General features: G+C 39.9%; 23 protein-coding genes. 11 read left to right on the top strand and 12 right to left on the bottom strand.

Going from position 1 to position 22,457, the window contains the following annotated elements:
* Positions 1 to 91: 91 nt before the first annotated feature.
* From tpiA to PL9214_RS18015, 3 genes are all read right to left on the bottom strand, one after another.
* Entirely contained in the window at positions 92 to 817 is a 726-nt protein-coding gene (gene tpiA / locus PL9214_RS18025; protein WP_072720450.1) for a triose-phosphate isomerase, read from the bottom strand.
* A 234-nt stretch (positions 818 to 1,051) separates the two neighbouring features.
* Positions 1,052 to 1,237 (bottom strand): PCP reductase family protein, encoded by a 186-nt coding sequence (locus PL9214_RS18020; RefSeq protein ID WP_072720161.1) that lies wholly within the window; start codon positions 1,235 to 1,237, stop codon positions 1,052 to 1,054.
* A 39-nt stretch (positions 1,238 to 1,276) separates the two neighbouring features.
* Entirely contained in the window at positions 1,277 to 2,185 is a 909-nt protein-coding gene (locus PL9214_RS18015; protein WP_072720160.1) for an alpha/beta fold hydrolase, read from the bottom strand.
* 413 nt (positions 2,186 to 2,598) lie between these two features.
* On the opposite strand from PL9214_RS18015, the gene PL9214_RS18005 reads away from it, so the two are divergent.
* Entirely contained in the window at positions 2,599 to 3,189 is a 591-nt protein-coding gene (locus tag PL9214_RS18005) for a hypothetical protein (protein ID WP_139295100.1), read from the top strand.
* On the opposite strand, the gene PL9214_RS18000 is transcribed toward PL9214_RS18005, so the two are convergent.
* Entirely contained in the window at positions 3,131 to 4,081 is a 951-nt protein-coding gene (locus PL9214_RS18000) for a hypothetical protein (RefSeq protein WP_072720157.1), read from the bottom strand. The two genes, PL9214_RS18005 and PL9214_RS18000, sit on opposite strands and share 59 nt — an antisense overlap.
* Positions 4,082 to 4,319: 238 nt before the next feature.
* Between PL9214_RS18000 and PL9214_RS17995 the strand changes: the two genes are divergently transcribed.
* From PL9214_RS17995 to PL9214_RS17970, 6 genes are all read left to right on the top strand, one after another.
* On the top strand, positions 4,320 to 5,225 hold the full coding sequence (locus PL9214_RS17995) for an MBL fold metallo-hydrolase (protein ID WP_072720156.1): 906 nt from the start codon (positions 4,320 to 4,322) through the stop codon (positions 5,223 to 5,225).
* Positions 5,226 to 5,455: 230 nt separating this feature from the next.
* Positions 5,456 to 5,797, top strand: a complete 342-nt coding sequence (locus PL9214_RS17990; protein ID WP_072720155.1) for a hypothetical protein — start codon at positions 5,456 to 5,458, stop codon at positions 5,795 to 5,797.
* Between the two features lie 111 nt (positions 5,798 to 5,908).
* Positions 5,909 to 6,778: a lipoyl synthase gene (gene lipA / locus PL9214_RS17985; RefSeq protein ID WP_072720154.1), complete on the top strand. Its 870-nt coding sequence runs from the start codon at positions 5,909 to 5,911 to the stop codon at positions 6,776 to 6,778.
* 100 nt (positions 6,779 to 6,878) lie between these two features.
* A complete protein-coding gene (locus PL9214_RS17980; protein ID WP_072720153.1) occupies positions 6,879 to 7,058 on the top strand; it encodes a DUF8624 family small hydrophobic protein in 180 nt (59 codons plus the stop codon).
* Positions 7,051 to 7,524 carry a GNAT family N-acetyltransferase gene (locus PL9214_RS17975; protein ID WP_072720152.1) on the top strand — a complete coding sequence of 158 codons (474 nt, stop codon included), beginning with the start codon at positions 7,051 to 7,053 and terminating at the stop codon, positions 7,522 to 7,524. The genes PL9214_RS17980 and PL9214_RS17975 overlap by 8 nt, the downstream gene beginning before the upstream one ends.
* A 108-nt stretch (positions 7,525 to 7,632) precedes the next feature.
* Positions 7,633 to 8,376 carry a HEAT repeat domain-containing protein gene (locus tag PL9214_RS17970; protein WP_072720151.1) on the top strand — a complete coding sequence of 248 codons (744 nt, stop codon included), beginning with the start codon at positions 7,633 to 7,635 and terminating at the stop codon, positions 8,374 to 8,376.
* 249 nt (positions 8,377 to 8,625) lie between these two features.
* On the opposite strand, the gene PL9214_RS17965 is transcribed toward PL9214_RS17970, so the two are convergent.
* The 3 genes from PL9214_RS17965 to PL9214_RS17955 all read right to left on the bottom strand — a co-directional run bounded on the left by PL9214_RS17965 (position 8,626) and on the right by PL9214_RS17955 (position 11,599).
* The gene (locus tag PL9214_RS17965) at positions 8,626 to 9,972 is read right to left on the bottom strand and encodes a glycosyltransferase family 4 protein (RefSeq protein WP_072720150.1); all 1,347 of its coding nucleotides are present in this window, start codon (positions 9,970 to 9,972) and stop codon (positions 8,626 to 8,628) included.
* A 150-nt stretch (positions 9,973 to 10,122) separates the two neighbouring features.
* Positions 10,123 to 10,929 carry an ABC transporter permease gene (locus PL9214_RS17960; RefSeq protein WP_072720149.1) on the bottom strand — a complete coding sequence of 269 codons (807 nt, stop codon included), beginning with the start codon at positions 10,927 to 10,929 and terminating at the stop codon, positions 10,123 to 10,125.
* A gap of 22 nt (positions 10,930 to 10,951) precedes the next feature.
* Positions 10,952 to 11,599 (bottom strand): ABC transporter ATP-binding protein, encoded by a 648-nt coding sequence (locus PL9214_RS17955; protein WP_072720148.1) that lies wholly within the window; start codon positions 11,597 to 11,599, stop codon positions 10,952 to 10,954.
* Positions 11,600 to 11,718: 119 nt separating this feature from the next.
* Here PL9214_RS17955 and PL9214_RS17950 point away from each other — a divergent pair, with 119 nt between their 5' ends.
* On the top strand, positions 11,719 to 12,039 hold the full coding sequence (locus PL9214_RS17950; protein ID WP_072720147.1) for a DUF433 domain-containing protein: 321 nt from the start codon (positions 11,719 to 11,721) through the stop codon (positions 12,037 to 12,039).
* A 254-nt stretch (positions 12,040 to 12,293) separates the two neighbouring features.
* Here the strand turns inward: PL9214_RS17950 and urtE are convergent, their stop codons facing one another.
* Positions 12,294 to 12,995 (bottom strand): urea ABC transporter ATP-binding subunit UrtE, encoded by a 702-nt coding sequence (gene urtE, locus PL9214_RS17945; RefSeq protein ID WP_072720449.1) that lies wholly within the window; start codon positions 12,993 to 12,995, stop codon positions 12,294 to 12,296.
* Between the two features lie 156 nt (positions 12,996 to 13,151).
* The gene (locus tag PL9214_RS33085; protein ID WP_072720146.1) at positions 13,152 to 13,406 is read right to left on the bottom strand and encodes a WD40 repeat domain-containing protein; all 255 of its coding nucleotides are present in this window, start codon (positions 13,404 to 13,406) and stop codon (positions 13,152 to 13,154) included.
* Between the two features lie 554 nt (positions 13,407 to 13,960).
* Between PL9214_RS33085 and PL9214_RS17935 the strand changes: the two genes are divergently transcribed.
* Positions 13,961 to 16,279 (top strand): dynamin family protein, encoded by a 2,319-nt coding sequence (locus PL9214_RS17935; protein ID WP_072720145.1) that lies wholly within the window; start codon positions 13,961 to 13,963, stop codon positions 16,277 to 16,279.
* Positions 16,280 to 16,410: 131 nt separating this feature from the next.
* Here PL9214_RS17935 and PL9214_RS17930 read toward each other — a convergent pair whose 3' ends face one another.
* Positions 16,411 to 16,896: a hypothetical protein gene (locus PL9214_RS17930; RefSeq protein WP_072720144.1), complete on the bottom strand. Its 486-nt coding sequence runs from the start codon at positions 16,894 to 16,896 to the stop codon at positions 16,411 to 16,413.
* 104 nt (positions 16,897 to 17,000) lie between these two features.
* Between PL9214_RS17930 and aroA the strand changes: the two genes are divergently transcribed.
* Both aroA and PL9214_RS17920 read left to right on the top strand, forming a co-directional pair.
* A complete protein-coding gene (aroA, locus tag PL9214_RS17925) occupies positions 17,001 to 18,350 on the top strand; it encodes a 3-phosphoshikimate 1-carboxyvinyltransferase (protein ID WP_072720143.1) in 1,350 nt (449 codons plus the stop codon).
* A 116-nt stretch (positions 18,351 to 18,466) separates the two neighbouring features.
* Positions 18,467 to 19,786 carry a glycosyltransferase gene (locus PL9214_RS17920; protein ID WP_072720142.1) on the top strand — a complete coding sequence of 440 codons (1,320 nt, stop codon included), beginning with the start codon at positions 18,467 to 18,469 and terminating at the stop codon, positions 19,784 to 19,786.
* Between the two features lie 7 nt (positions 19,787 to 19,793).
* Here PL9214_RS17920 and PL9214_RS17915 read toward each other — a convergent pair whose 3' ends face one another.
* Both PL9214_RS17915 and PL9214_RS17910 read right to left on the bottom strand, forming a co-directional pair.
* Positions 19,794 to 20,861: a hypothetical protein gene (locus PL9214_RS17915; RefSeq protein ID WP_072720141.1), complete on the bottom strand. Its 1,068-nt coding sequence runs from the start codon at positions 20,859 to 20,861 to the stop codon at positions 19,794 to 19,796.
* Complete coding sequence (locus tag PL9214_RS17910) at positions 20,858 to 22,444, bottom strand: hypothetical protein (RefSeq protein ID WP_072720140.1); 1,587 nt, start codon at positions 22,442 to 22,444, stop codon at positions 20,858 to 20,860. Before PL9214_RS17910 ends, PL9214_RS17915 begins: the two co-directional genes overlap by 4 nt.
* Between the last annotated feature and the right edge of the window lie 13 nt (positions 22,445 to 22,457).

The following is a 22,457-nucleotide window of genomic DNA, read 5'->3' as shown; positions in this document are numbered from 1 at the left end:
TTCTTGCAATGGGAAAAATATAAATTTAATGGGTAAACGCTTTGACTGATAACTGATAACTGATAACTGATAACTGATGACTGATAACTGATTACTGATAATTAACAATTCGGGCAAAACTTTCAGGTTGTAAACTTGCCCCTCCTACTAATGCCCCATCAATTTCTGGCTGTGCCATAATATCATCAATATTATCCGGTTTGACAGAGCCACCATATTGAATGGTTACATTAGGATTGATTAATTTACTGCGAATTAAACCAATCACACGATTAGCTTCTGTGGTTTCACAAGTATCCCCGGTTCCTATTGCCCAAATCGGTTCATAAGCAATCACTAAATTGTTTTGATCAACCCCGATTAAATCCTTTTCCAACTGAGAGAAAATCACACGTTCTGTTTCTCCAGCATCTCGTTGTTGTTTCGTTTCTCCTACACATAAAATTGGCGTTAACCCATGACGTTGAGCCGCTCTGAGTCGCCAATTTACCGTTTCATCAGTTTCGCCAAAATATTGACGTCGTTCACTGTGACCCACAACAACATAGCGGATGCCAAATTCTAGTAACATCGGGCCAGAAATTTCCCCCGTGTAAGCTCCAGAATCTTCCCAATGTATGTTTTGAGCACCGAGGAGAATTCGACTCCCATGTAAACTTTTGGACATCATCCCCAAGGTGGTAAATGGTACACAAAGTACCACTTCCCGGTCTTCCGAGGTTTCATCTAAATGACTGGTAAACCCTTGCAGAAACTCTTGAGCTTCTGTTTGGGTTTTAAACATCTTCCAGTTACCCGCAATAATGACTTTTCTCACCGCTAATGCAATTAACCTTAAACACAATAAAAATGTCACCCTTCAGTTTAAAGCGTTACGGGACATTTTTATCGTCGGAACTTGACCGTCAAGACAAGAGTGCGGAGTGTAGAGTGCGGAGTGCGGAGTGCACAGAAAAGAGTCAGAAGTTAATAATTTCCCCATCTCCCCGTCTCCCCGTCCCCCCGTCTCCCTTTTTCCCCATCTCCCCGTCCCCCCATCTCCCCGTCCCCCCTATTGGCCAAATTCCAATCGGGCTTGTTCCACAAGTTCTGCGGTAACAATACCTTGTTCTGCTTCTCTGGCTAGTTGTTCAATCCGTTGTCTAGCTTGAGTCCGAACAAAATAGGGGATATTTTTCAATTTGGCTTTGGCTTCAGGAAGCCACTGAAGTTCACCGAAATAATCAGCGTTAGACATAAACTTAACAGTTACTTTGGGATCATGTCTTTATTTTACTCATGGGGTTGAAAGGGGTTCAAGGATTTTTAGACATTGACGAATCACCCCAATCGTGACCGCCGGAAGTTCTAAATGGGGAGTTAATCCAACATTATCTATTTTTTGAAAAACTTTAATCGCCGTTGGATTTAAGTTAGCTAACCGTTGGCCAGTTTCGGGACTGGTAAAAGCGGATTTTTCACCCCAAAGAATAGCTGTTGGTGTAATCAGTTGAGTCATATACAATGATAAATCAAAACACAAATCACCCCCCACAAAAGACAAAGCTGCGTATTCGGCATTGGGTTGTTGAGCCGATTTTAAATAAGCGTCTACAATTTCGGGATAAATTCGATTGGGTTCAGCAAATTGACGGCTTTGCAGAAAACTTTGAATTCCGCCACTATTGGCAATTCCCGTAAAATACAAAATCCGATCTAAAATGGGTGTTTTCACAATTTGGCTGAACAATGTGCGTCCATAATTTTCTCCAAAATCCGATAATCCTGAAGGAGTTACTAAAATCAAAGATTTGAACAAGTCGGGACGTTGAATGGCGACTCGAATTGTAAATGCTGCCGTTAGAGAAGAAGCAATGACTGTAGCTGGAGGTGAACAGGTTTGTTCTAAAAACTCAGTAATGGTCGTGAGATAATCCTCAATTTTATAAGTTTTTGCCGGATGTTCTGAACGACCCCACCCGATTAAATCCGGGGCTAAAATTCGGTATTCATCTACAAAAGCCGGATAAACTTTTGACCATTCATAAGCAGAAGAACCTCCCCCAAATCCATGTAAAAAGACTAACGGAGGTAATGTCGCAGAAACTTCATTCAAATTCCAAGGTGAACCCTCGGCGGTGTAATACACCATTCTGCCTAAAGATGTCACCATTGAACGCTGACCAAATCCATTCGGTTCAAACATAATTGACCTCTGCAATAATTACGGCGTTGAATGTCGGGTGAAACAGAATACAGCAGTGATTCTTTCCCCCCTCCTCCTCTTTTCCCCCTCCCCCTCTCCCCTTGTCCCCTTGTCCCCTTGTCCCCTTGTCCCCTTGTCCCCTTGTCCCCCTCTCCCCTTCTCCCCCTGCTCTTTTCCTGATTTCCCCTCCAAGCCTTTGTAGGATCTAGTTAATCCTAAATCTGGGTTTGCAAACAGTCTGGGCTGGTTTATAATGAGGGGTGACACCCCTCATGGGTTAAACCCATCTTTTAAGGGCAACTGATTTAAGGATCTCAGTCTGTCAATCCAGTTGTACTCCCCCAAAAGATAGCAGTTTGACACCAGAATGGTTCAATAACCCTGTTCTATCAATTATTTGGTTGTGGGTAACTATGAAAAACTTTATGGTAGACGAAGACTTTCCGGCTGTTGATTTTATTCAATCCTTAGAGTTAGAAACTTCTATGGATTGCGAATCTAATTCATCTGAAATTATTGTTTATCCTCAACGAGAAGACCAAAATATCGATCCAGAATTTACCGTTAAAGCCTCAACCGAAATTCGATTAGCTTTAGAAGAATTAAATTGTTTTGAAGTTGTTGAAAATCAATTCCAACATTGGGGAATTACGTTTCATAATGCGATCGCTTTACAACCCTCTAATCCCGCTTTTGTCTTAAAACCTGCCACAACAGTTATTATGGGCGCACCCAAAGGGGGAGTCTTAGAAATTAACTTTAAATATCCCATTCAGCAAGTCTTGGGACTGATTACCAGTTCTCACGCTACCGTTTTATTCGCCTATGATGCCGAAGGTAACAAAGTAGCAGAAACCCGGATGAACGTCTCTCCTCATCTCAATACCGATTCCCTAAATTTCCCTAATGCTCAATTAGAATTAAGCGAATTAAATATTAACAAAATTATCTTTGAAACCTTTGATGGTCAATTGATTTTACATCATCTTCAGGTGAAATTCTAACCCTTAATTCCTCAAAATCCCTTCGGTGGTTTTCGGGTTCCAAAATTTGTAACCCTGCTAATAACGCTTCACGCACAAGGGGTTCATTTTCTTGGTATAACATTAATTGAAAATACTCAACAATATGAGTTTGATTAATGCCTTGAAAGGACTGAAGAGTCGGTAAAGGTTGCCACCGTTGCGCCTCTAATAATAATTGTCGATTTCCTGAACGTTGGGGAGAATGCTGAAAGGAATCAGTGATTTGATGCACAGCAATCAAGCGTTTCAGGGGATTATCTTGAGTTAAATCTCCCAACCATTGGTTCAGTTGAGATTGAACGTTATTATATTTTTGTTGATACCATTGCCACAAAATCAAGCTTAAAATTCCCAAAATCCCTAAATTTTGTCCGATTAGACTTAAAGCCATTTCAGGACTTTCAGCACTTGTCCAAAGGGATAGAGAAATATAGAAGAAAATACAAGAACTGACCCCACTACCAACCGTCAAGAACAACTGACGCTGAGAAGGTTCCAACCGTCGATACCAGTTCCACCCCTGGAAATTAATCGGAAGTTCCCGCAGATGGTAAACCCAAGCCATTACCCCCACAGCCAAAGCCGTTGAAAATAAAAGTTTACTATTCCACCATCCCCAAATCCCGAAACCTATTAGCAGGAATAACCAAGTTTTCAAGCGTTCAGACCGACGTTGGCCTAACCGCTTCCAAGGTTTAACAAGACGAGTGAATTGCAAGGGGGGTGTCAGGGAAAAATGCTCAGACGGAATAACCGTCCGATTCCTAGAATATAATAGCCTTTGGACTTGATGCAGGACGTGTTGACTCTGAGTTGATAGGCTAATCCGAATTAGCTGAAGATGATCAAGAGTTTTACTGACTTTATCCATACTGAACATCCAAACCAAAGTATTGTATTATGTGATCTCAAATTTGATCTAAAATTAGAGTGGTATTAACGATAGTTTATGTCATTCTGTCGCATCATTTCGGATTGATACAAGATCAACCTCGGTTAAGATAGGATGGATCTTAACTTTGAGGCTTTCAATTAAGTTTTTCCACCAAAACTTAATCCGAATCAACCTAACCCACTCAACCGCCTAACTCCAACGAGTAATAACACCTATGTCTAATCTACAAAACCAATTCACGGTTCATTTTTGGGGAGTAAGAGGGAGCATCGCGTGTCCGGGTTCGGAGACCGTGCGCTATGGCGGAAATACGCCCTGTATCGAAATGCGAGTGGGTACGGAACGATTGATTTTTGATGGAGGTACGGGGTTACGAGTCCTGGGACAATCCCTCCTGGCTCAAATGCCGGTTACTGCCCATTTATTTTTTACTCATTATCATTGGGATCATATCCAAGGATTTCCCTTTTTTGTTCCGGCTTTTATTAAAATTAATACGTTTTATATCTATGGTACAATTGCTCCCGATGGTTCAACGGTGCAGCATCGTTTAAATGATCAAATGCTCCATCCTAATTTTCCCGTTCCGTTACAAATTATGGGAGCCGACTTAAAATTTGTCGATATTTCGGTAGGCAATTCGATTAATATTAGTAATGAAATTACCGTCGAAACAGCGTTATTAAACCATCCAGGTGAAGCGGTGGGGTATCGAGTTAACTGGCGAAACTATTCAGCCGCTTATGTCTCGGATACAGAACATTTTCCCGATCACTTAGATGAAAATGTATTATTTTTAGCTCGGAATGCTGATGTTTTAATTTACGATGCTACCTACACGGATGAAGAATATCATGCCGAAAAAACCAGTAAGGTAGGTTGGGGACATTCCACTTGGCAAGAAGCTGTTAAAATCGCTAAAGCCGCCAAGGTAAAACGGTTAGTCATTTTTCATCATGATCCGCTTCATAATGATGATTTTATGGATAAAATTGGCGAACAAGTTGCCGAACAGTTTCCCAATAGTTTAATCGCGCGGGAAGGATTATCAATTCAGTTAAGTTCTCCCTTGAATGCCATCAATCCTACACAAGTACAAGCTGTTACCGGAAATTTGTAAGGGTTTCACCATTCGATAATCTCTGAACTTTTATGAGAATTAATGACTTCTAATAACGAACCATTTGATAAATCACTTACTACAGTAACATAGATATATTCTTCATAACGAATGGTGTAATTCCTTTAATAGTTCTAACTTAAGAATAACAAAACCTTCTTTTTCTTGGCAACTGAACACCGTAATATTCGGGAGGTTGAGCAAGACTTCCAAATCATTTTTGTCATTATATGGATGCTGCCAAGAAACTTGAGATTGAATTAGAAAGCATCCTGCTGCAACCGGAATTCGACAGCTACCGTAAAGTTTTCAAGGAAGAGGATTCCGGCGACCAGAAAAAATTCCGGCGGGCAGGTTCAGCACTTTGTCGGGAGCAACTATTCCTATGGTCACTGCGAGTCATTGAACGAAACCGCTCACCGTTCCTTGGAACTGAACTCGGTCAAAAGCTGCGGGGATACCTGGAACTAAAAATCTCAAAGGGCAAACACCGGAGCAAGGCTAGGGCTTCTTTAATATCCAAAGTAGCTGAAATGCTATTCGATGCCCTCCTTAAAGAGATTGTTAAATAATCAATAATAAACCAACACCCTCTGGATTCCACCAGGGGGTTTTTAATATCCACACAGAAAAACGTCTAAAATGATCAATAAAGATGTAAGTTAATTAGGAAAAGGTAGCGCGTGGTTGTCAAGCCAGACTGGTTGCGAGTTAAGGCCCCTCAATGGGAGCGCGTTGGAAACGTTAAAGGAATTTTGCGGGATCTCGGCTTAAACACCGTTTGTGAAGAAGCCTCCTGTCCTAATATTGGAGAATGCTTCAACGCCGGAACTGCCACATTTTTAATTATGGGGCCAGCTTGTACCCGTGCCTGTCCCTACTGTGATATTGATTTTGAGAAAAAACCCCAACCCCTTGACCCGACAGAACCGGAACGATTAGCGGAAGCAGTACGACGCATGAACCTGAATCATGTGGTGATCACGTCTGTTAACCGGGATGACCTAAGCGATGGCGGTGCGTCTCAATTTGTCCGGTGTATTGAAGAAGTGCGTGCTGTATCTCCCCAAACCACCATTGAAGTGTTAATTCCTGATTTGTGTGGCAATTGGGACGCTTTGGAACTGATTTTACAAGCGAAGCCGGAAGTTCTCAACCATAATACCGAAACGATTAAACGGCTGTATCGTCGAGTTCGTCCTCAAGGAGATTATCAACGTAGTTTGGAATTATTAAAGCGATCGCGACAACTCACCCCAGAGGTTTATACCAAATCAGGAATTATGGTGGGACTGGGTGAAACCGATGCAGAGGTTCGAGAAACCATGCAGGACTTACGGACTGTTGATTGTGATATCTTAACCTTGGGTCAATACCTACAACCGAGTCCTAAACATTTGCCCCTAGTGGAGTTTATTCCACCAGAACAATTTAAGGCTTGGCGAGAGTTTGGCGAGTCTATCGGGTTTCTGCAAGTTGTTGCGTCTCCCTTAACTCGGAGTTCCTACCACGCAGAACAAGTTCGAGGGTTAATGGAAAAATATCCGCGTTAGTTTAAGTTTCGATAACACTGGGTAGAGACGAAATATTTTACATCTCTACCTAATAATCTCTTCTATACCGTTTATCCGTTTTCTCAGAGTGATCCTAAATATGGCTTTCTTTCGTCAATATATTGCCCCGTTGATTGTTGTTTTAATATTTCTCTTTGCTCTGTTTGTCGTCAGTGCGAGAATTTTCCTCCCAGAAGATATGATGGCTCCTGCACCCATCAGTACCATTCTAGGTTCTCCGATATTGACTCAATCTTCTGTTAATAATCCCCGTGTCTGAGGTTCTAATTCCCGGTTATAGTCTGCGTCAAGGATCACGGTTGGATCGGGCATTATTGCTGAAGTTTGTCTATCGTACCTATAAGGAACAGTTCCCTAACCAGGATTTAAGTCATCTGACCCAAACCGTTGAGCAGTATTTCTCTCCTCAAGCCCCCTTATGGTGGGTAGAGCAATTACATCCTGATGGTTCAATCTCCGAACCTGTGGGGTGTTTATGGTTAGGGAATGCCATTGATCAAGCAGATGGAGAACGCACAGCCCATATTTTTCTATTGTATGTGGCTCCAGAACACCGCAAACAGGGAATTGGTTCGGCGTTAGTGTTGCGAGGGGAAGAGTGGGCACTGCAACGAGGCGATCGCAAAATTAGCCTGCAAGTGTTTATGAATAACCAACCCGCCCTCAACCTCTATAAAAAACTCGGCTATCAACCTCAATCTTTATTGATGCAGAAGATGCTTTGAAGCCGTATTAAGAGTGAGTGATTGGGTTGTGACCTTCTTTGCGCTCTGGTGATCCCCTCCCTTGCGAGTAATTGCATCAACGATTACAAATTGTTGTAAATTAATGATATGGAGGATGAAGAACTGAGCGTAATCAATACCCAAGACCCGTTAGAGAGTCCTTTGGATCAATTGGATGATGGCGAAGTGGCCAAACCAGATCCAGAGGAAATGTTGCTGTTGTTAAAATCACCGGAATCCCAAGGGCGGATGATCGCAGCACGGGCATTTTGCGAAATTCAGGACGGGCGTGCTATTCCTGATTTGATTAATTTATTACAGGATGCTTGCCCCCTGGTGCGGGTGAGTGTCGCCTATGCTTTAGGGCGCAACTCTAATTCTCAAGCCGTTGAAGCTTTAATTGAACAACTCAACCGCGACTGGAATGGTTATGTCCGTAAAGGAATTGTTTGGGCCTTGGGAACCTGTGGCGATCGCAGAGCCTTAGAACCCTTACTAGATGCCCTAAAAACTGATATTCCGGCGGTACGCTTGTGGGCGGCAAGTTCTCTTGGTCAAATGGCGAAAGTCGGTTATGAGATTGTGATCCGAGCCATTCCCCCCATGATTGAAGCTTTGCGTCAAGACCCCATCGCGGCGGTTAGAAGTAATTGTGCTTGGGCGTTAGGACAATTATGTCGAGAACTGCCTTCCAATGTCGTTTATGCTGTGGCGATTGATGCCTTAATTGAAGCGTTGGAAGAAGATGCAGATATGGGGGTTAAAGATGATGCTAAATCCTCTCTATTAAGAGTCGGTGATCCGCGAGGATTACAAATTATTGAAGACTTAGAAATGGACGGTTTATTATAGTTTCTCTTGGGGATGAAATTGTTTTACTTAAAACGAATAGAAATTTGAGGTGATGCTGATCGCACTGACATCATCTCAAATTCTTAACATTTATCCCCGTTTGCTACACATAATTGCTATGGTGGCTAATAACTTTTTCCTATTCCCTATTTTCTTTTCCCCTCTGTTCCCTCTTCCCTGTTCCCTGTTCCCTGTTCCCTGTTCCCTTTTCTAGCATTAATTTCAGGATTTCATCTCACAAGGGAATGCTTAAGTCGCTGAAGAAATTTTAGGTCTGTATGTAGGTTGTAATGGGGTGATCTGCTCACTGACAGCACCATAATCATGAAGGGTTTCTTGGAATATTTCTAAAATGCGATCGCATTTTGCATCCCAATCAAAATAATGCTGTTTCACCCGTTTTATTCCGGCTTGACCCATTTGAAACCGCAATTCGGGGGAGTTGGCTAACCGCAGCATCCCATCGGCTAACCCTTGAATAAACCCGGCTTTAGAACAGGGGTCTACGAGAATTCCACAACTGGAGTGTACTGTTTTAGCTGGCCCAGCCCAATTGGCAACAATAACAGGTAACGCAGATGCCATCGCTTCTAATACGACATTTCCTCCCGCTTCTCGTACCGCAGGCAATACAAAAATATCACACTCACGGATAAAAGTAGCCATCTGTTCCCGTTTCATCCAACCGTGAAAATGAACCTTATTTTGAAGGTTTAATTGTTCAACTTGGGCTTGTAATTGGGGTCGTAATATTCCATCTCCAACCAATTCTAAAACAGCAGAGGTTTGTTCGGATACAATTTTAAAGGCTTCGAGTAAAAATTCTACTCCTTTCCAATCTACAAATCGTCCCGTATAAATAAAGCGAATCGGTTGATTCGGATCAGGCTGAGTATAGATTTTAGGTTGCCAAATCTCTAAATCCACTCCACATTCAATGACTTCATAAATTTTGCCTTTGCAACCTTTTGGTAAAGCAGCTTTAGTTTGGGAATTGGCTACAATGATAGTATCAGCTTTTAGTTTTCCTGGCAATAATTGATGAATAAACTCAGAATACTCTTTGATAAGCTCAACTGTTGTCCGGGTTTTTGACCCATCCATGTATTGAAAGGCTGGAGGAAAATCTAATCCTCCTGATAAGGGCCCAATCACAACAGGTACACCTAAATCGTAGAGGCAACTAATGCCTTTTGGGGTAATCGGAGAGGGTTCAAATACTAGGTTAATCTTGTGTTCTTGAATGATTTGCTTGGCTAGTTTTCTAGCTCGAAGTTGAGTATTCAGGCGGATCAATTGTTCTATCATTCCCACTTGAATACGAGGAGGTAAGTGTTGAGTTATTTTCCAAAGATTACTTTGCAAAGGACTATCTTCAATAAATCGGATTTTTTTAAACTCTGCTTTTGTCAACTCCTCCTGAAGTTCTTCGCGGACTCGTGCATGACAAATAATATGCACATCAACATTCCGTTCCTGCAAAAGTTGCAAATAATACAGATTTTTTCCGGCTTCACCCCCCATTTTCCGCGATATATTATCTGCGACTATCAACAGGCGTAATTGATTTACATCGCGGGTTTTGAGGGTATTCATAATGATTCCTAAGATAGGGTTGCAAGGTTTTATAAACTGGAAAAACTTTCACTCTATCTAATAATATATAAAGCAATTTTTCCTCTATCATTAGAGATAAATAATGAGGTTTAATTCCCTAAAAAAAACTATCTTAAGGCGTAGATTAAATCAGTAAATGTCTTGTTTGATTAAGCGATCTAAACAAATTTGATGAGAAGAATTTAGCAGAGAAAGCCATGCTAATAACACAACTCCCAAGGTTCCTAATGCTGTTGCTGAGGCGATCGCAAAGATAATAATAATCTGATATCGTACTGCATCTAACGGACTCGCTCCTGCTAAAATTTGCCCCGTCATCATACCCGGTAAACTGACAATTCCCATCACCATCATTGAATTAATCATCGGGATCATTCCGGTTCTAACTGCCGCTTGAACTTCTTCATGGGTTGCTTCCCAACGAGTGGCTCCTAAAGCTAATAAGGTTTCAATTTTTTGACGTTGATTAACTAAAGATTCCATGAATCGATCTAATCCTAAAGAAATTCCTGTCAAGGTATTTCCTAATACCATTCCTAAGAGGGGAATAAAGTATTGCGGATCATACCAAGGTTGAACCTGAATAATACCAAGGGTTGTTAAATTGGTAATCAAAAATGAGGAGATAAAAACCGATAATAAACTCCGCCAATAAATTCCTGCAAATCTGCGAGAGGTGCGATTTACACTGGAAATTCCGGCGATAGTGGTCATCAGCAATGCTAAGGCAATAATCGGGACAGGATGGGATAAGGTAAACAACCAATTTAAGACATATCCAATTAATAATAACTGCACCACCATTCGCAGACTAGCAATTACTAAGGTTCGCGCTAGACCTAATTGGAGTCCTAACGATAGGACAATATTAATCAGAATAAATAAAACTGATAAGGCTAATTGTTCTAAACTAATTGGAATATAAGAACTAGACATTTTAGAAAAAAATGAAATATAATTAATGAACAGAAACTAATTCTTGTTGAACTTGAGTTACTCGATGCAATTGTTTAGAATCATGGCTTGTCCAAATACAAGCGCGTTCAGGGTTTTCAGTTAACCAGCGTTGAATTAAGGACTCGACTTGTTCAGTTGTTCTGGGGTCTAAAGATGCCGTTGGTTCATCTAATAATAACACTAACGGATCAAGTTGTAAGGCGCGAATTAAAGCAACCAGTTGAGTTTCACCCCCCGACAAATTTTGAGCCGATTGTTGGAGAAAATTAGGCGATCGCCCTAGGTCTAAAAACCAGTTTTCTACTCGTTGAGAATTGTAAGATTTTTGACGATGAATTGATAGGTTATAAACGCTTTTTAAGTTGGTTTCGACAGTTCCTTCTAATAGAATAGGACGTTGATGAAGATAAATCACAAAAGAACGATATTGAGGCATATAACATTGGTTTAAAGGGCGATTTCCCAGTTTAATTTCACCCTTATCAATAGGATCTAACCCCGCTAATGTTCTTAATAAGAGTGTTTTTCCGGTTCCTGTCGCCCCCACTAAACCTAAACAAACGCCAGGGGATAAAGCTAAATTTACCCCACGCCAAACCCATCGAGAGTTAATTTTACGACCGAGGTTGATTGCTGATAATTGACTCATGTTCTGTAACTAAAAATTAAACAGATATTTATGGAAAAACCCAGACTAAAACGGGAATTTGGAAAGCTAGATGTTAAACTCTTAACTAGATCCACCCTAATTATAAAGGAGGCAGTAACATGACTCTAAAAGACTTAGAACCTCAACTGCTGGCCTTAAGTCTAGCGGAAAAAGCACAGGCTATTCAATTGCTAGTCCAAAGTTTAAGTAATGTTTGGCAAGGAATTGAAAAAACTCCTGGGGTGTGCGGTGGGGATGCTAGAATTGCTAACACTCGTATCCCTGTTTGGTCATTGATCAATTATCGCCGGAATGGTGCTTCTGATGCTCGAATCTTACAAGATTTTCCTCATTTGAAAGCAGAAAATTTAGTCAATGCTTGGATTTATGCTGATACTCATCCAGAAGAAATTGAGGCAGCTATCCGCAGAAATAATTAACAAGAAAAAACATAATCCCTCTTGTGTAACTTTTGGGAAATTAAACGAATTTTAAGGATTATAGCCAACGAAAAATCAGCGTTAATAACCCCAAAAGCCTTGAAATAAATTTCAGGCTAAAAGCTCAAACCCGTTAAAACGGGTTAATGAAAAATGATCTTAGTCATCTTTAGATGAAGTAGAGACGCGCCATGGCACGTCTCTACAGCCCGAACTTTAGTTCAGGGCATTATGACTATCTATAGAGTCAACATTTACACGGCTAAAAATTGTTGAATCACTTCTTGACTTAAATCTTTTGTAGCACCCGAAGCAACAATTCCCCCTTTTTGCATGGCATAATAACGGTCAGCTTGGCGGACAAAATGTAAATGTTGTTCCACTAATAAAACCGAAATTCCCGTTGTTTCGATAATATGTCGAACTGCGGCTTCAATTTCGAAAATAATCGAGGGTTGAATCCCTTCAGTGGGTTCATCTAAAACCAATAATTGAGGTCTTCCCATTAACGCCCTTGCGATGGCTAACTGTTGTTGTTGTCCGCCGCTTAAATCTCCTCCCATCCGAGATAACATGGTTTTTAAAACGGGAAATAACTCAAAAATTTCTTCAGGTATTTCGGGTTTTCCTTTTCGTCCTTCGGGTAATGCTTCTAACCCTAATAATAGATTTTCTTTCACCGTAACACGGGGAATCACTTCCCGCCCTTGGGGAACATAACCAATGCCTAATCTAGCCCGTTTATCCGTTGAAACTTTATTCAGGGGTTTCCCTTGAAAATAAATCTCCCCTGTTTTAGGTTTGAGTAACCCCATAATACTTTTTAAAAGGGTGGTTTTGCCCACACCATTCCGTCCAATTAAACACACCATTTCTCCAGGTGCAACGCTTAAATCCACATCGCGTAAAATATGGCTTTCCCCATAATAAACATTGACTCCCGACACCTGTAACATCAGATTAGGGGGTGCAATAGATTCCATCACCGCCCCTTGTGTTCCTCCGATCATTTTGAAATTCTCCTGATTGATTAAACTTAAAACTTTATCTAACGATGAATTGGATTTTAATACATTTAGACAACGGATTGAGACTGACTATCACTTAATTTCTCACGGTTGCGGATTCACTCTCACCCCCTCACACAAACATCTGTCCTTTTCACTGACACTTGAACTATTCTCCAGATAATCCTTCATCCACTCACAAGCCGATACCATGAATTGATCTAAATCAAAAGACCACAACTTGATAGTGTTGTCATCACTCCCAGAAGCGATGGTTTGGCTGTCGGGACTCCAACTCACACTGAATAATTCCCTGGCAGAAGTAGATGAAAAAACTTGAAAGTTATTATATCGGATCATCCCCAATACTCAGAAGTTGAGTCCGTTATTTTTCTGGCAAATTAAGCTTTAACTAGAGAATTAATAAGCGGAGAATCTGATCGCTTCATCCGTCTAGCCTACTGAATCAAGCCCTCATTCAACCGATCCATTCTTGTTTTCTAGGCTTTGTCTTTCTTCGGGTGTTAATTAGGAGCAATCACTATTATTATCAGATCTATTTTAGATCTTATGATATCTATAAAAACACAGGAATACCATCCTTTTGTAGTTTTTAAGTGCTAAATTATCTATAAAAATCCGTGTAGGATGTGTAAAAAAATCCTGTAGGGGTTGGGTTTTCCAACTCAGGTAAGCTGTTTTACATTTAAACTGTATATTGTAGGGAGCCGGGACGCTCCCACAACAAAGATAGAGTTCTGGTTTTCCTATAGTATTATTTTTATTGTAATTTTGAGCGAGTTGTAGTATAGTTAGGAATGGAAAAAACTTATATTAGTACCAGCTTAAGGGGCACTAACAACAGATAAGCAACCTATTCTTTGCCAGACAACAAGCGAATTAAGGGGAACTATATGGAAGCTCAATCTCTCACAGCGTCTATACAAGATTTACAGAAGAATGTAGTAAAAACACTGCAAGAGGCAGGCAAGTTAATGGGAAGTGCCAGCGATTTATTTACGATAGAGAGCGAAAAGAAAAAATATATTCAATTTCAGAATCAAATCAATGAGGCACTTCCAAGCATAAGAAATTTTGAACTGAGAGTTGTGATTGTTGCGCCAACCAGTGCTGGTAAGTCTACTCTAGTCAATGCCATGATTGGGAGAGAGTTACTCCCTAGTCGTACTCTTGATATGACAGCTTATCCGACAGAAATAGTGTTTAAAGCAGAATTAACAGAACCCGTTTTAACGATTAGTGAAGGTACTTTATCTTTATTTAATACTGCAATGGAAAAATTGCGAAATAAAATAGAATTTTTAGGATGGGATGATACTTTAGATAAAATTGCTGATTATCCACTCCTACAAAGTTTGGCTGAAAAAGTTAAAGAAAGAGAACTCACTTTTTTAGAGCAGATTACAGGATATGAGGAGATTAAACGATCTCTAACAGAAATCAATGATTTTGTTAGGCTTTGTAGCAAATTAGATTCTAGCATTAATCAGATCTGGAGTAAAATTAAGGATCTACCTCGTATCGAAACACCTTTTATACAAGATGAAAAAATTAACATAACAAAAAGGCTCGGTAATTTAGTCATCATTGATACACCTGGGCCAAATTCCAGAGAAAACAATATAGGAGAAACACAAGAAAACATTAGAAAGGAACTGATTAGAAAACAACTCAATCAAAGTTCAGTTGTTTTAGTTGTCTTAGATTATACAGTTTTTAATACTGAAGTTGATAACCAGATCAGAACTGAGATTAAAGAGATTGTAGAGGTTATTGGTGAAGATAATCTATACATTTTAGTGAATAAAATCGATCAACGTAAACCTGATGACACAATAACTTCTGAACAATTGCGAGAGTCAATTATAGCCAGCTTTAATCTAAATTCTTCTAACAACAGAAATAATAAAATTTTTGAAGTTTCAGGAAGAAGGGCTTTTTGTGCTACTAATTTTATTCAAGAAATTAAACAATATTCTCCTGAAGCAATATCTGAACTAAAAATATCTGAACTAAAAACGGCTGAACCTTTAGCGGCAGAAGTTTTTGGGATGGACTGGAAAGAAGAACTAGAGGATACAACAATTGATACACTTCAAAAAAAAGCTATAAAGCTCTGGGGTAAATCAAGGTTCAGTGATTTTTTGGAAAATACCATTAATGTACTTTTAGTTAAGAGCGCTCCTCTTTCTCTTAAAAGTTCACTTAAGCGGAGTGAAAATCGTTTAAAGAATCTCAATAATGATCTGATATGTTGGCAGAGTGGTTTCAATAGAGATTTTAACCAAATTCAAGACGATATTAAATTTGTTAAAAGCGAAAAAGACCTGATTGAAACTAATGAAAAGGTTTTAGAAGAAAAACTCAATGAACCGTTGAAGTATTTAAATGATTACTTGGATTCTGTTGTACTCAAAAATTGGGCTCCTAATATTCGCTCTAGCGATTTAGAGAAAAAGATATCGGCTCTTGGTATTAACCCTAAAATTTTAGAGTGTACAAGTCAGAATGAATCTAATAAATATTCTCAAAGAATAAAAAAGTGTACAGAAGAATATTTTGAAAAGCTTCTATCAGAGAAAGAGGAAAAAATTAATGAGTACATTTCAATGACTGAGGAGGAATTATCTAAACTGATTAACAAATATTTACCAAAAATACAAGAGTCTGTAATACGAGTTCGTACAAGAATACAAACTAATTTTTCACTTAATTTGGATCTGACCGATGAGTGGCAATTGCCAGGTTTTTCTTCTGATGAAATCCCTGATGGAATGTCTAATATAAACATGGGTATTAAGCCACAAATTTCTATTTGGGGTCAATTGCATAATACTTTTGTTTCACCTCTAAATTTATTGAGATTGAACATTCCAATTGTTCAAGAAAAATATTCCATTGATGTGCAACAGTATATTCAAGAAGCTACTAAGTTAATGAAAGATAATTTTGAAGATAGGAAATCTGAAATGAAACAGTATATTAAAAACCAATTATCTAAAGAATATATTACAAATGAAAATAATGTTTCTTACAGTGATTATATCGATCAAATATCAACGATTTTGCAGCAAATCCTCGAATCCAAAAAATTATCAGAAGAACCTTTGAAAGAGCTCAAAGATAAACTTGAATTTGCAATCAATGACAGCCAAGAATTGTTGAGCAAAGTTGAAAACCAGTTAATAGCTGTAGAAAAATTAATAGACTAACAAAAATCAATAAATTTGACCAACTTTAGCTGACGGAAAACAAAAACCCACGTAGAGACGTGCCATGGCGCGTCTCTACAGGGGACTCTTCCCCCAGCAGCCGAAACCTGAACACCGAAACCCGAAACCCCCTAATGATGAATTTCTAAACTTAAAACATAACGACCCATTTGAACATTTTCTGACCAAAGTTCGTATTCTAAACGCATATATTCCGGTAGAGGATGTCCGACTAATTCTAATTGACGGGTAAAATTCCGCAGACGGAGTTGACTTGCCATTGCCTGTAAATCCGTTTGCAGATAATATCGACTTAAGCCATACATCCCCTGTTGCCAGAGGTGACGATAACTGTATTTTCCCTGACCCTGCATGGTCATCACCGCCCGATAGGGAGAAACCTCTAACCATAATAGACGGGGTTTCTGGGCAGGAATAATCCTCTCTGGGGGAAAAGAATCAGACTCCCATTCCACTAATGCAGGTTCATGTAACAATAAATGGAACTGATCTCGATCCTTTTGATACAGGGTTGCCGATCCTTCCACTAAAGAACGAATAGGCAAGTCTATCGATACTAACGACAGACTCACGGGCACACGATAGTGTGTTAACATAAGTCATCTCATATAGGATAAAATTCTCGATGTTTCTAATTGGGTTAGAGTCGAGAAAGCGGTAGGATAACTAAGGCAATCCTTACCTTATCTCAAATCATAAAATGCAAGGGACTATCGTAACAACTGAAAATACAGAAACTGAGCAAATATTAACAATACAACCCCCAAAATCGGGCTTATCGTTACAAGGACGAATTCGCATTCCTGGGGATAAGTCCATCTCCCATCGAGCCTTAATGTTAGGAGCGTTAGCAAAAGGTGTCACCACCATTGAAGGCTTATTGTTAGGGGCAGACCCCCGTAGTACCGCCCAATGTTTTACTTGTTTAGGGGCGGAAATTTCGGAGTTAAATTCAGAACGGGTAGAAGTCAAAGGCATTGGACTGGGTAATCTTCAAGAACCCACTGAAGTTTTAGATGCCGGAAATTCCGGTACAACCCTACGGTTAATGTTAGGAATTCTCGCTTCCCACCCTGGAAAATTTTTTACTGTTACCGGGGATAGTTCCTTAGTCCGTCGTCCCATGTCCCGTGTCACGAAACCCTTACAACAGATGGGAGCTAATATTTGGGGTCGTCAAGGGGGGTCTTATGCGCCTTTAGCGGTTCAAGGTCAAGCTTTACGTCCCATTCATTATTTTTCCCCCATTGCTTCGGCGCAGGTAAAATCCTGTATTCTATTAGCTGCGTTAATGACCGAAGGAGAAACGACGGTAACAGAACCCGCTCTTTCACGGGATCATAGTGAACGAATGTTAAAGGCTTTTGGGGCTAATTTAACCGTTGAACCTGATACTTTTAGTGTGATTGTTAATGGGCCAGCAGAACTGCACGGTCAGCACGTTGTAGTTCCGGGGGATATTAGTTCCGCGGCGTTTTGGTTAGTGGCGGCGGCAATTGTTCCGGGGTCAGAATTAGTAGTAGAAAATGTTGGAGTCAACCCGACTCGCACGGGAATATTAGAAGCTTTAGAAAAAATGGGGGCGAATTTACAATTAGAAAATCAACGGGTCGTTGCGGGGGAACCTGTGGCGGATATTCGAGTTAAATATAGTACGTTAAAAGCTTGTGAAATTGGCGGGGATATTATTCCTAGATTAATTGATGAAATCCCGATTTTAGCGGTGGCTGCGGCGTTTGCAGAAGGGAAAACGATTATTAAAGATGCGGAAGAATTACGGGTAAAAGAAAGCGATCGCATTACCGTGATGGCAACTCAAATGAGTCAACTGGGGGCGAATATTACTGAACGTTCCGACGGCTTAGAAATTACCGGAGGTTTCCCGTTAACGGGAACAGAAGTTGATAGCGATACGGATCATCGAATTGCCATGAGTTTAGCAATTGCGGGTTTAACGGCTCAAGGAAAAACCACCATTCACCGAGCGGAAGCCGCAGGAATTTCCTATCCGAATTTTGTGGCAACGTTAAGCCAAATTTGTACCGTTTAAAATCAAGAGTTTCAAAACTTGAGAAACCGGGTTTCTAGTTGTTATCTAAGAGATTATGATTCAGAAACTCGGCTTCTGAGTGCGATTAAAAATCTGATATTTATAACTGTAATCTAATGGACAGACGATTAAAACATCAAACTTCCAACGGTTCAGGAAAAACAATTGTTTTAGCAACCTTTGGGTCTTTAGGAGATTTATATCCCTATATGGCACTGGCTCAAGAATTGCAAAATCGAGGGTATTCCGCCCGCATTGCTACCTGTGAACAATATCAAAAAACCATTGAAACAGCCGGAATAGAGTTTTGTCTCCTCAGACCCAATGGTTTGCCCCAAGAACCCGGAGAGATAGAATTTTTATCGATGATGATGGACTCCCAACGGGGGATGGAATACATTATCAATTATTTATTAATGCCCTATTTACGCACCAGTTATTCTGACTTAATTAATGCAGTACAAGGAGCAGATTTACTCTTAACCCATCCCTTAACATTAGTCGCCTCTTTAGTTGCTGAAAAAACAGGAATTCCCTGGGTTTCTACAATTTTATCTCCCAGTGTTTTGATGTCTGCCTATGATGTCCCCCCGGAAAAAAGCACTCAATCTCGCTATGAAAAAGCAATGGCGGTAGTGGCTAGGGATTCTTTGCTGCGTCTGTTTCGCTGCAATATGCAACTTTGGAGTGCGCCTTTGGAACAATTACAAGAAGAATTAGGGTTAGAAGCCAGATTTGATCCTTTGTTCGAAGGACAATTTGCACCTCTGGTGTTGGGTTTATTTTCCCAAACCTTTGCCAGTGTCCAACCTGATTGGCCCCCACAAACCCAGATTACGGGTTTTCCCTTTTACCGTCAAAATTCTGAGTCGGGGTTATCCCCAGAACTCCAACAGTTTTTGCACGCTGGGCCACCTCCGATTGTATTTACCTTGGGGTCAACGGCTGTTTTAACTCCAGGGAATTTTTATGAACAGGGGATGATAGCAGCCCAAAAGTTAGGATATCGGGCTGTTTTGATGATGGGAAAAGCGGCACACCAATTGAACGCCTTGGGTTTACCCCCAGGAGTCATCGCCATTGACTACTCACCCCATGCCGATATTTTTCCATTCGCCGCGGCTATTGTCCATCATGGGGGTATGGGAACAACGGCGGAAGCCTTACGAGCCGGGCATCCGATGTTAGTCATTCCTTATCATTATGATCAACCCGACAATGCAACACGAGTTGTACAAATGGGGGTTGGGCGAACATTAGACCGCCATCTTTATCAAGCGTCTACGGTTTTAGCAGAACTGAAAGTGTTATTAGGTGATCCAAGTTATGCTACCCGTGTGGCTGAAGTCAGCAGCTATATCCAAACTGAACAGGGAAACTGCAAAGCCGTTGATGTCCTGGAAACTTATCTGATGACCAGAAAACCTGAAACCTGAAACCTGTTTACTGCACATATTCAGCATAAACAAATCCTTGAGCTATTAATTGGGTTTCGTTAATTTTTAGGTGGGTTTCAACGGTTCCTGAGAGTTCTTCAATAAAAGTATATTGACGGGATTGATTATCAGGAACAATCAGTTCTAGGGTAGCATCAAAGTTAAGATTTAACAACAAATGATCCTGTTCATCTTCAGCTTCAATTTGTAAACTTTGCGGCATTTTTAAGACGCGATCGCTAAATAAAGATGCCATAACTCCGGGTAAACGTAAAGGTTGATAGGGAACGGTTGACCACTGCCAATTTAGGCGTAATGTTTCCCCTAAAAAGATTTTACTTAACTGATGATTTTGATAAATAAAAATATAGGGTAAACCGCCTTGAGTATGGGTTTTATTTGTTCTCCAGTCTAAGATTAGGGTCAGGGGAATTTTAGTTTCAGTTTGGGCAAAAATTACAAACCATTCCCAACCGATATCTTCTCCCCAACGAAAACGCCCAAAATTGCGATCGTGATAACACAACCAATCAGAATTTAAGTGAAATTGAGTTTCACCAATGTCGAATTTGCCTAAAACTTCTAACCCAGGAATTAATCCCCAGCCGATAAAACCATTACCAAATTTAGCATCTTCAGTCACTAATAAAGGAGTGGCTTTAACTTGAGTTTTAAACTCAATATAAAGTTGCGATCGCTTGTCCTGAACTTGAATTTTTGATTGTTCTCCCTGAATTTGTAAATGAACTCCTTTTGCTTGAATTTCTAAGGGTTGAGAACCAACATAATTAGCTTTCCAAGGAATAGCAACAGCCGTAGCGAAGGTCGCTATTAAATCCTTTGTTTGTAGGTAAGGGGGTAATAAAGAATTGGGACTATTAATAATCAAACTGACTTGAATTTCTCCCCGTTGGGGTCTACCCATAAGGGTGATATTCACTAAAATTCGCATCCCGGTTTTAGGATGAATCAGAATATAATGATACCAATCTTTCCAATCTAAAGGAGATTCTGGATTATCTAAAGGAATCCGTAAAGATTCAATCTGGTTAATCAGTGAAGGATCTAAAGTCATCGTTGTAAAGATAGATTAGAATTAACAATATCTTCTGGCGAGGTTTTAATGATTGCTGGTTTTGGGGAAATAATAGGCACTATCTCGGCTAAAGTCTGAATAAATGCTGAAATTCTAGGTGAGATTAAACCCAATCCTAGAATCAGATCAAGGAACCATTTTTCAACATCCATGCCATTTTTTTGAATTAAGGTTTCTGTTAAGGTATGATAATTCACAAGATTAGGCAATGGCTGAGAATTTAAACTCCATAACCATTTTTCCCAAAAATAAACTAATCCTTGGGTTTCTAAGGTTCCTCCGGTATCAGTATGAAAGGCTGATGTGGCTTGATGGGTGACGATTAACCACCGGGGAAATTGTGCAGAAGCTAAAGCCAGAATCCCATTTTTGAAAAATCGGGTACGTTGCAATTTAGAACTCAATTCTATCCCCAGTTTTTCCGTTGAATACTGATTTCCTTGAGCAGCGATTATCAAAAGCAATTCTACAACCAGCCAACGAGCAGGTAAGGTATCAAAACTTGATAATCCTGTGATTAAAGTGATATTTTTTTCCGGTGTAATCGTGGGGGTTTCCTGATTATTTTTCGGGTTAATAAACGGCAATAAACCCAGCCCAAACGCAGGTTTTTTTGGCGATTTTGAGGTTTGAGAAATCAAGGTTTCTAATTGATCAGAAAAAGACGGATTAATTTGTTTTAAGCCTAAAATAATATTAGAAAACCAGCGTTCTGTTTGGTTATTTTGTTGAGAAATCCAGTGGGAAGGGAACAGGGGAGACATTAAAATAGTTTCTGGATTTTTTTCATGTTCTAAATCGGTTGCTCCTAAACTGTATAACCACTGTTCCCAAAGTTCTAATACCAATTTTTGACCTAAATAGGTTTTAATTGTAGATAAAGTGATGAGTATCCATTGAGGAATACCTCCCGAATTAAATGCTGTTGCACCTTGTTGAAAAAAGACTGTTTTTTCAAGGTCTTGAAGGGTTTTATTTCCTTGTTTTGTTTGAGAATAATCATCTCCAATGATTGCTAAAAGGGTTAAGATTTCAACGATTAACCAACGAGAAGGGATTGTATCTAAATCGGTTAATCTTGATGTAAATTTCCCTATTATACTTGTTTTTTGAGGGGAAAGATGAGTTGAGGGTAGAAGATTTTGATCAGAAAAAGGAAAGGTCACTTTGAGAGACTTTTCAATTGAGTTAGCTGGCGATAGGGTTTCAGAACTAGGTTGAGGGGATACCAAAGTGATTAGAATTGGAATCGCTTCTGCTTCTATCCCTGGAAATCTTAACCCGATTTTCACCGAATTTTGATCAGAAATAGTTTTAGGAATTTGGAAGGTTAAAATTAGATTTTCCGCTTTTTTTGGCAATAAGTAAAGATAGGCTGGATTGACTTGATAATGACAGGATACAACTTGTTGGCTATCGGTGAATCCATCTTCTAAAATTGGACGAATTAATAAATTTTCTGAGCGCTCATTACAACAGGATAACTTCAGAATTACGGTTAATCCAGGTTGACCTTCAATTAAAATCGGGAAATCGGAAGTGGGTTTTAAATCTAAATTCATTATGATAATATCC

It is taken from the genome of Planktothrix tepida PCC 9214, assembly GCF_900009145.1.
Taxonomy (GTDB): Bacteria; Cyanobacteriota; Cyanobacteriia; order Cyanobacteriales; family Microcoleaceae; genus Planktothrix; species Planktothrix tepida.
Note: the sequence above shows the minus strand (reverse complement) of the source record. Positions and strands in the feature narration are given on the sequence as shown.

Excerpts from the sequence above, each read along its gene's own strand:
- PL9214_RS17995 (WP_072720156.1), top strand. The coding sequence starts at position 4,320 with ATGTCTAATCTACAAAACCAATTCACGGTTCATTTTTGGGGAGTAAGA.
- PL9214_RS17935 (WP_072720145.1), top strand. The coding sequence starts at position 13,961 with ATGGAAGCTCAATCTCTCACAGCGTCTATACAAGATTTACAGAAGAAT.
- PL9214_RS33085 (WP_072720146.1), bottom strand. The coding sequence starts at position 13,406 with ATGATCCGATATAATAACTTTCAAGTTTTTTCATCTACTTCTGCCAGG.
- PL9214_RS18020 (WP_072720161.1), bottom strand. The coding sequence starts at position 1,237 with ATGTCTAACGCTGATTATTTCGGTGAACTTCAGTGGCTTCCTGAAGCC.
- PL9214_RS17950 (WP_072720147.1), top strand. The coding sequence starts at position 11,719 with ATGACTCTAAAAGACTTAGAACCTCAACTGCTGGCCTTAAGTCTAGCG.
- PL9214_RS17930 (WP_072720144.1), bottom strand. The coding sequence starts at position 16,896 with ATGTTAACACACTATCGTGTGCCCGTGAGTCTGTCGTTAGTATCGATA.
- PL9214_RS18005 (WP_139295100.1), top strand. The coding sequence starts at position 2,599 with ATGAAAAACTTTATGGTAGACGAAGACTTTCCGGCTGTTGATTTTATT.
- PL9214_RS18000 (WP_072720157.1), bottom strand. The coding sequence starts at position 4,081 with ATGGATAAAGTCAGTAAAACTCTTGATCATCTTCAGCTAATTCGGATT.
- aroA (WP_072720143.1), top strand. The coding sequence starts at position 17,001 with ATGCAAGGGACTATCGTAACAACTGAAAATACAGAAACTGAGCAAATA.
- urtE (WP_072720449.1), bottom strand. The coding sequence starts at position 12,995 with ATGTTACAGGTGTCGGGAGTCAATGTTTATTATGGGGAAAGCCATATT.
- PL9214_RS17960 (WP_072720149.1), bottom strand. The coding sequence starts at position 10,929 with ATGTCTAGTTCTTATATTCCAATTAGTTTAGAACAATTAGCCTTATCA.
- PL9214_RS17970 (WP_072720151.1), top strand. The coding sequence starts at position 7,633 with ATGGAGGATGAAGAACTGAGCGTAATCAATACCCAAGACCCGTTAGAG.
- PL9214_RS17920 (WP_072720142.1), top strand. The coding sequence starts at position 18,467 with ATGGACAGACGATTAAAACATCAAACTTCCAACGGTTCAGGAAAAACA.
- PL9214_RS17990 (WP_072720155.1), top strand. The coding sequence starts at position 5,456 with ATGGATGCTGCCAAGAAACTTGAGATTGAATTAGAAAGCATCCTGCTG.
- PL9214_RS17955 (WP_072720148.1), bottom strand. The coding sequence starts at position 11,599 with ATGAGTCAATTATCAGCAATCAACCTCGGTCGTAAAATTAACTCTCGA.
- PL9214_RS17910 (WP_072720140.1), bottom strand. The coding sequence starts at position 22,444 with ATGAATTTAGATTTAAAACCCACTTCCGATTTCCCGATTTTAATTGAA.
- PL9214_RS17965 (WP_072720150.1), bottom strand. The coding sequence starts at position 9,972 with ATGAATACCCTCAAAACCCGCGATGTAAATCAATTACGCCTGTTGATA.
- PL9214_RS17980 (WP_072720153.1), top strand. The coding sequence starts at position 6,879 with ATGGCTTTCTTTCGTCAATATATTGCCCCGTTGATTGTTGTTTTAATA.
- PL9214_RS18015 (WP_072720160.1), bottom strand. The coding sequence starts at position 2,185 with ATGTTTGAACCGAATGGATTTGGTCAGCGTTCAATGGTGACATCTTTA.
- PL9214_RS17915 (WP_072720141.1), bottom strand. The coding sequence starts at position 20,861 with ATGACTTTAGATCCTTCACTGATTAACCAGATTGAATCTTTACGGATT.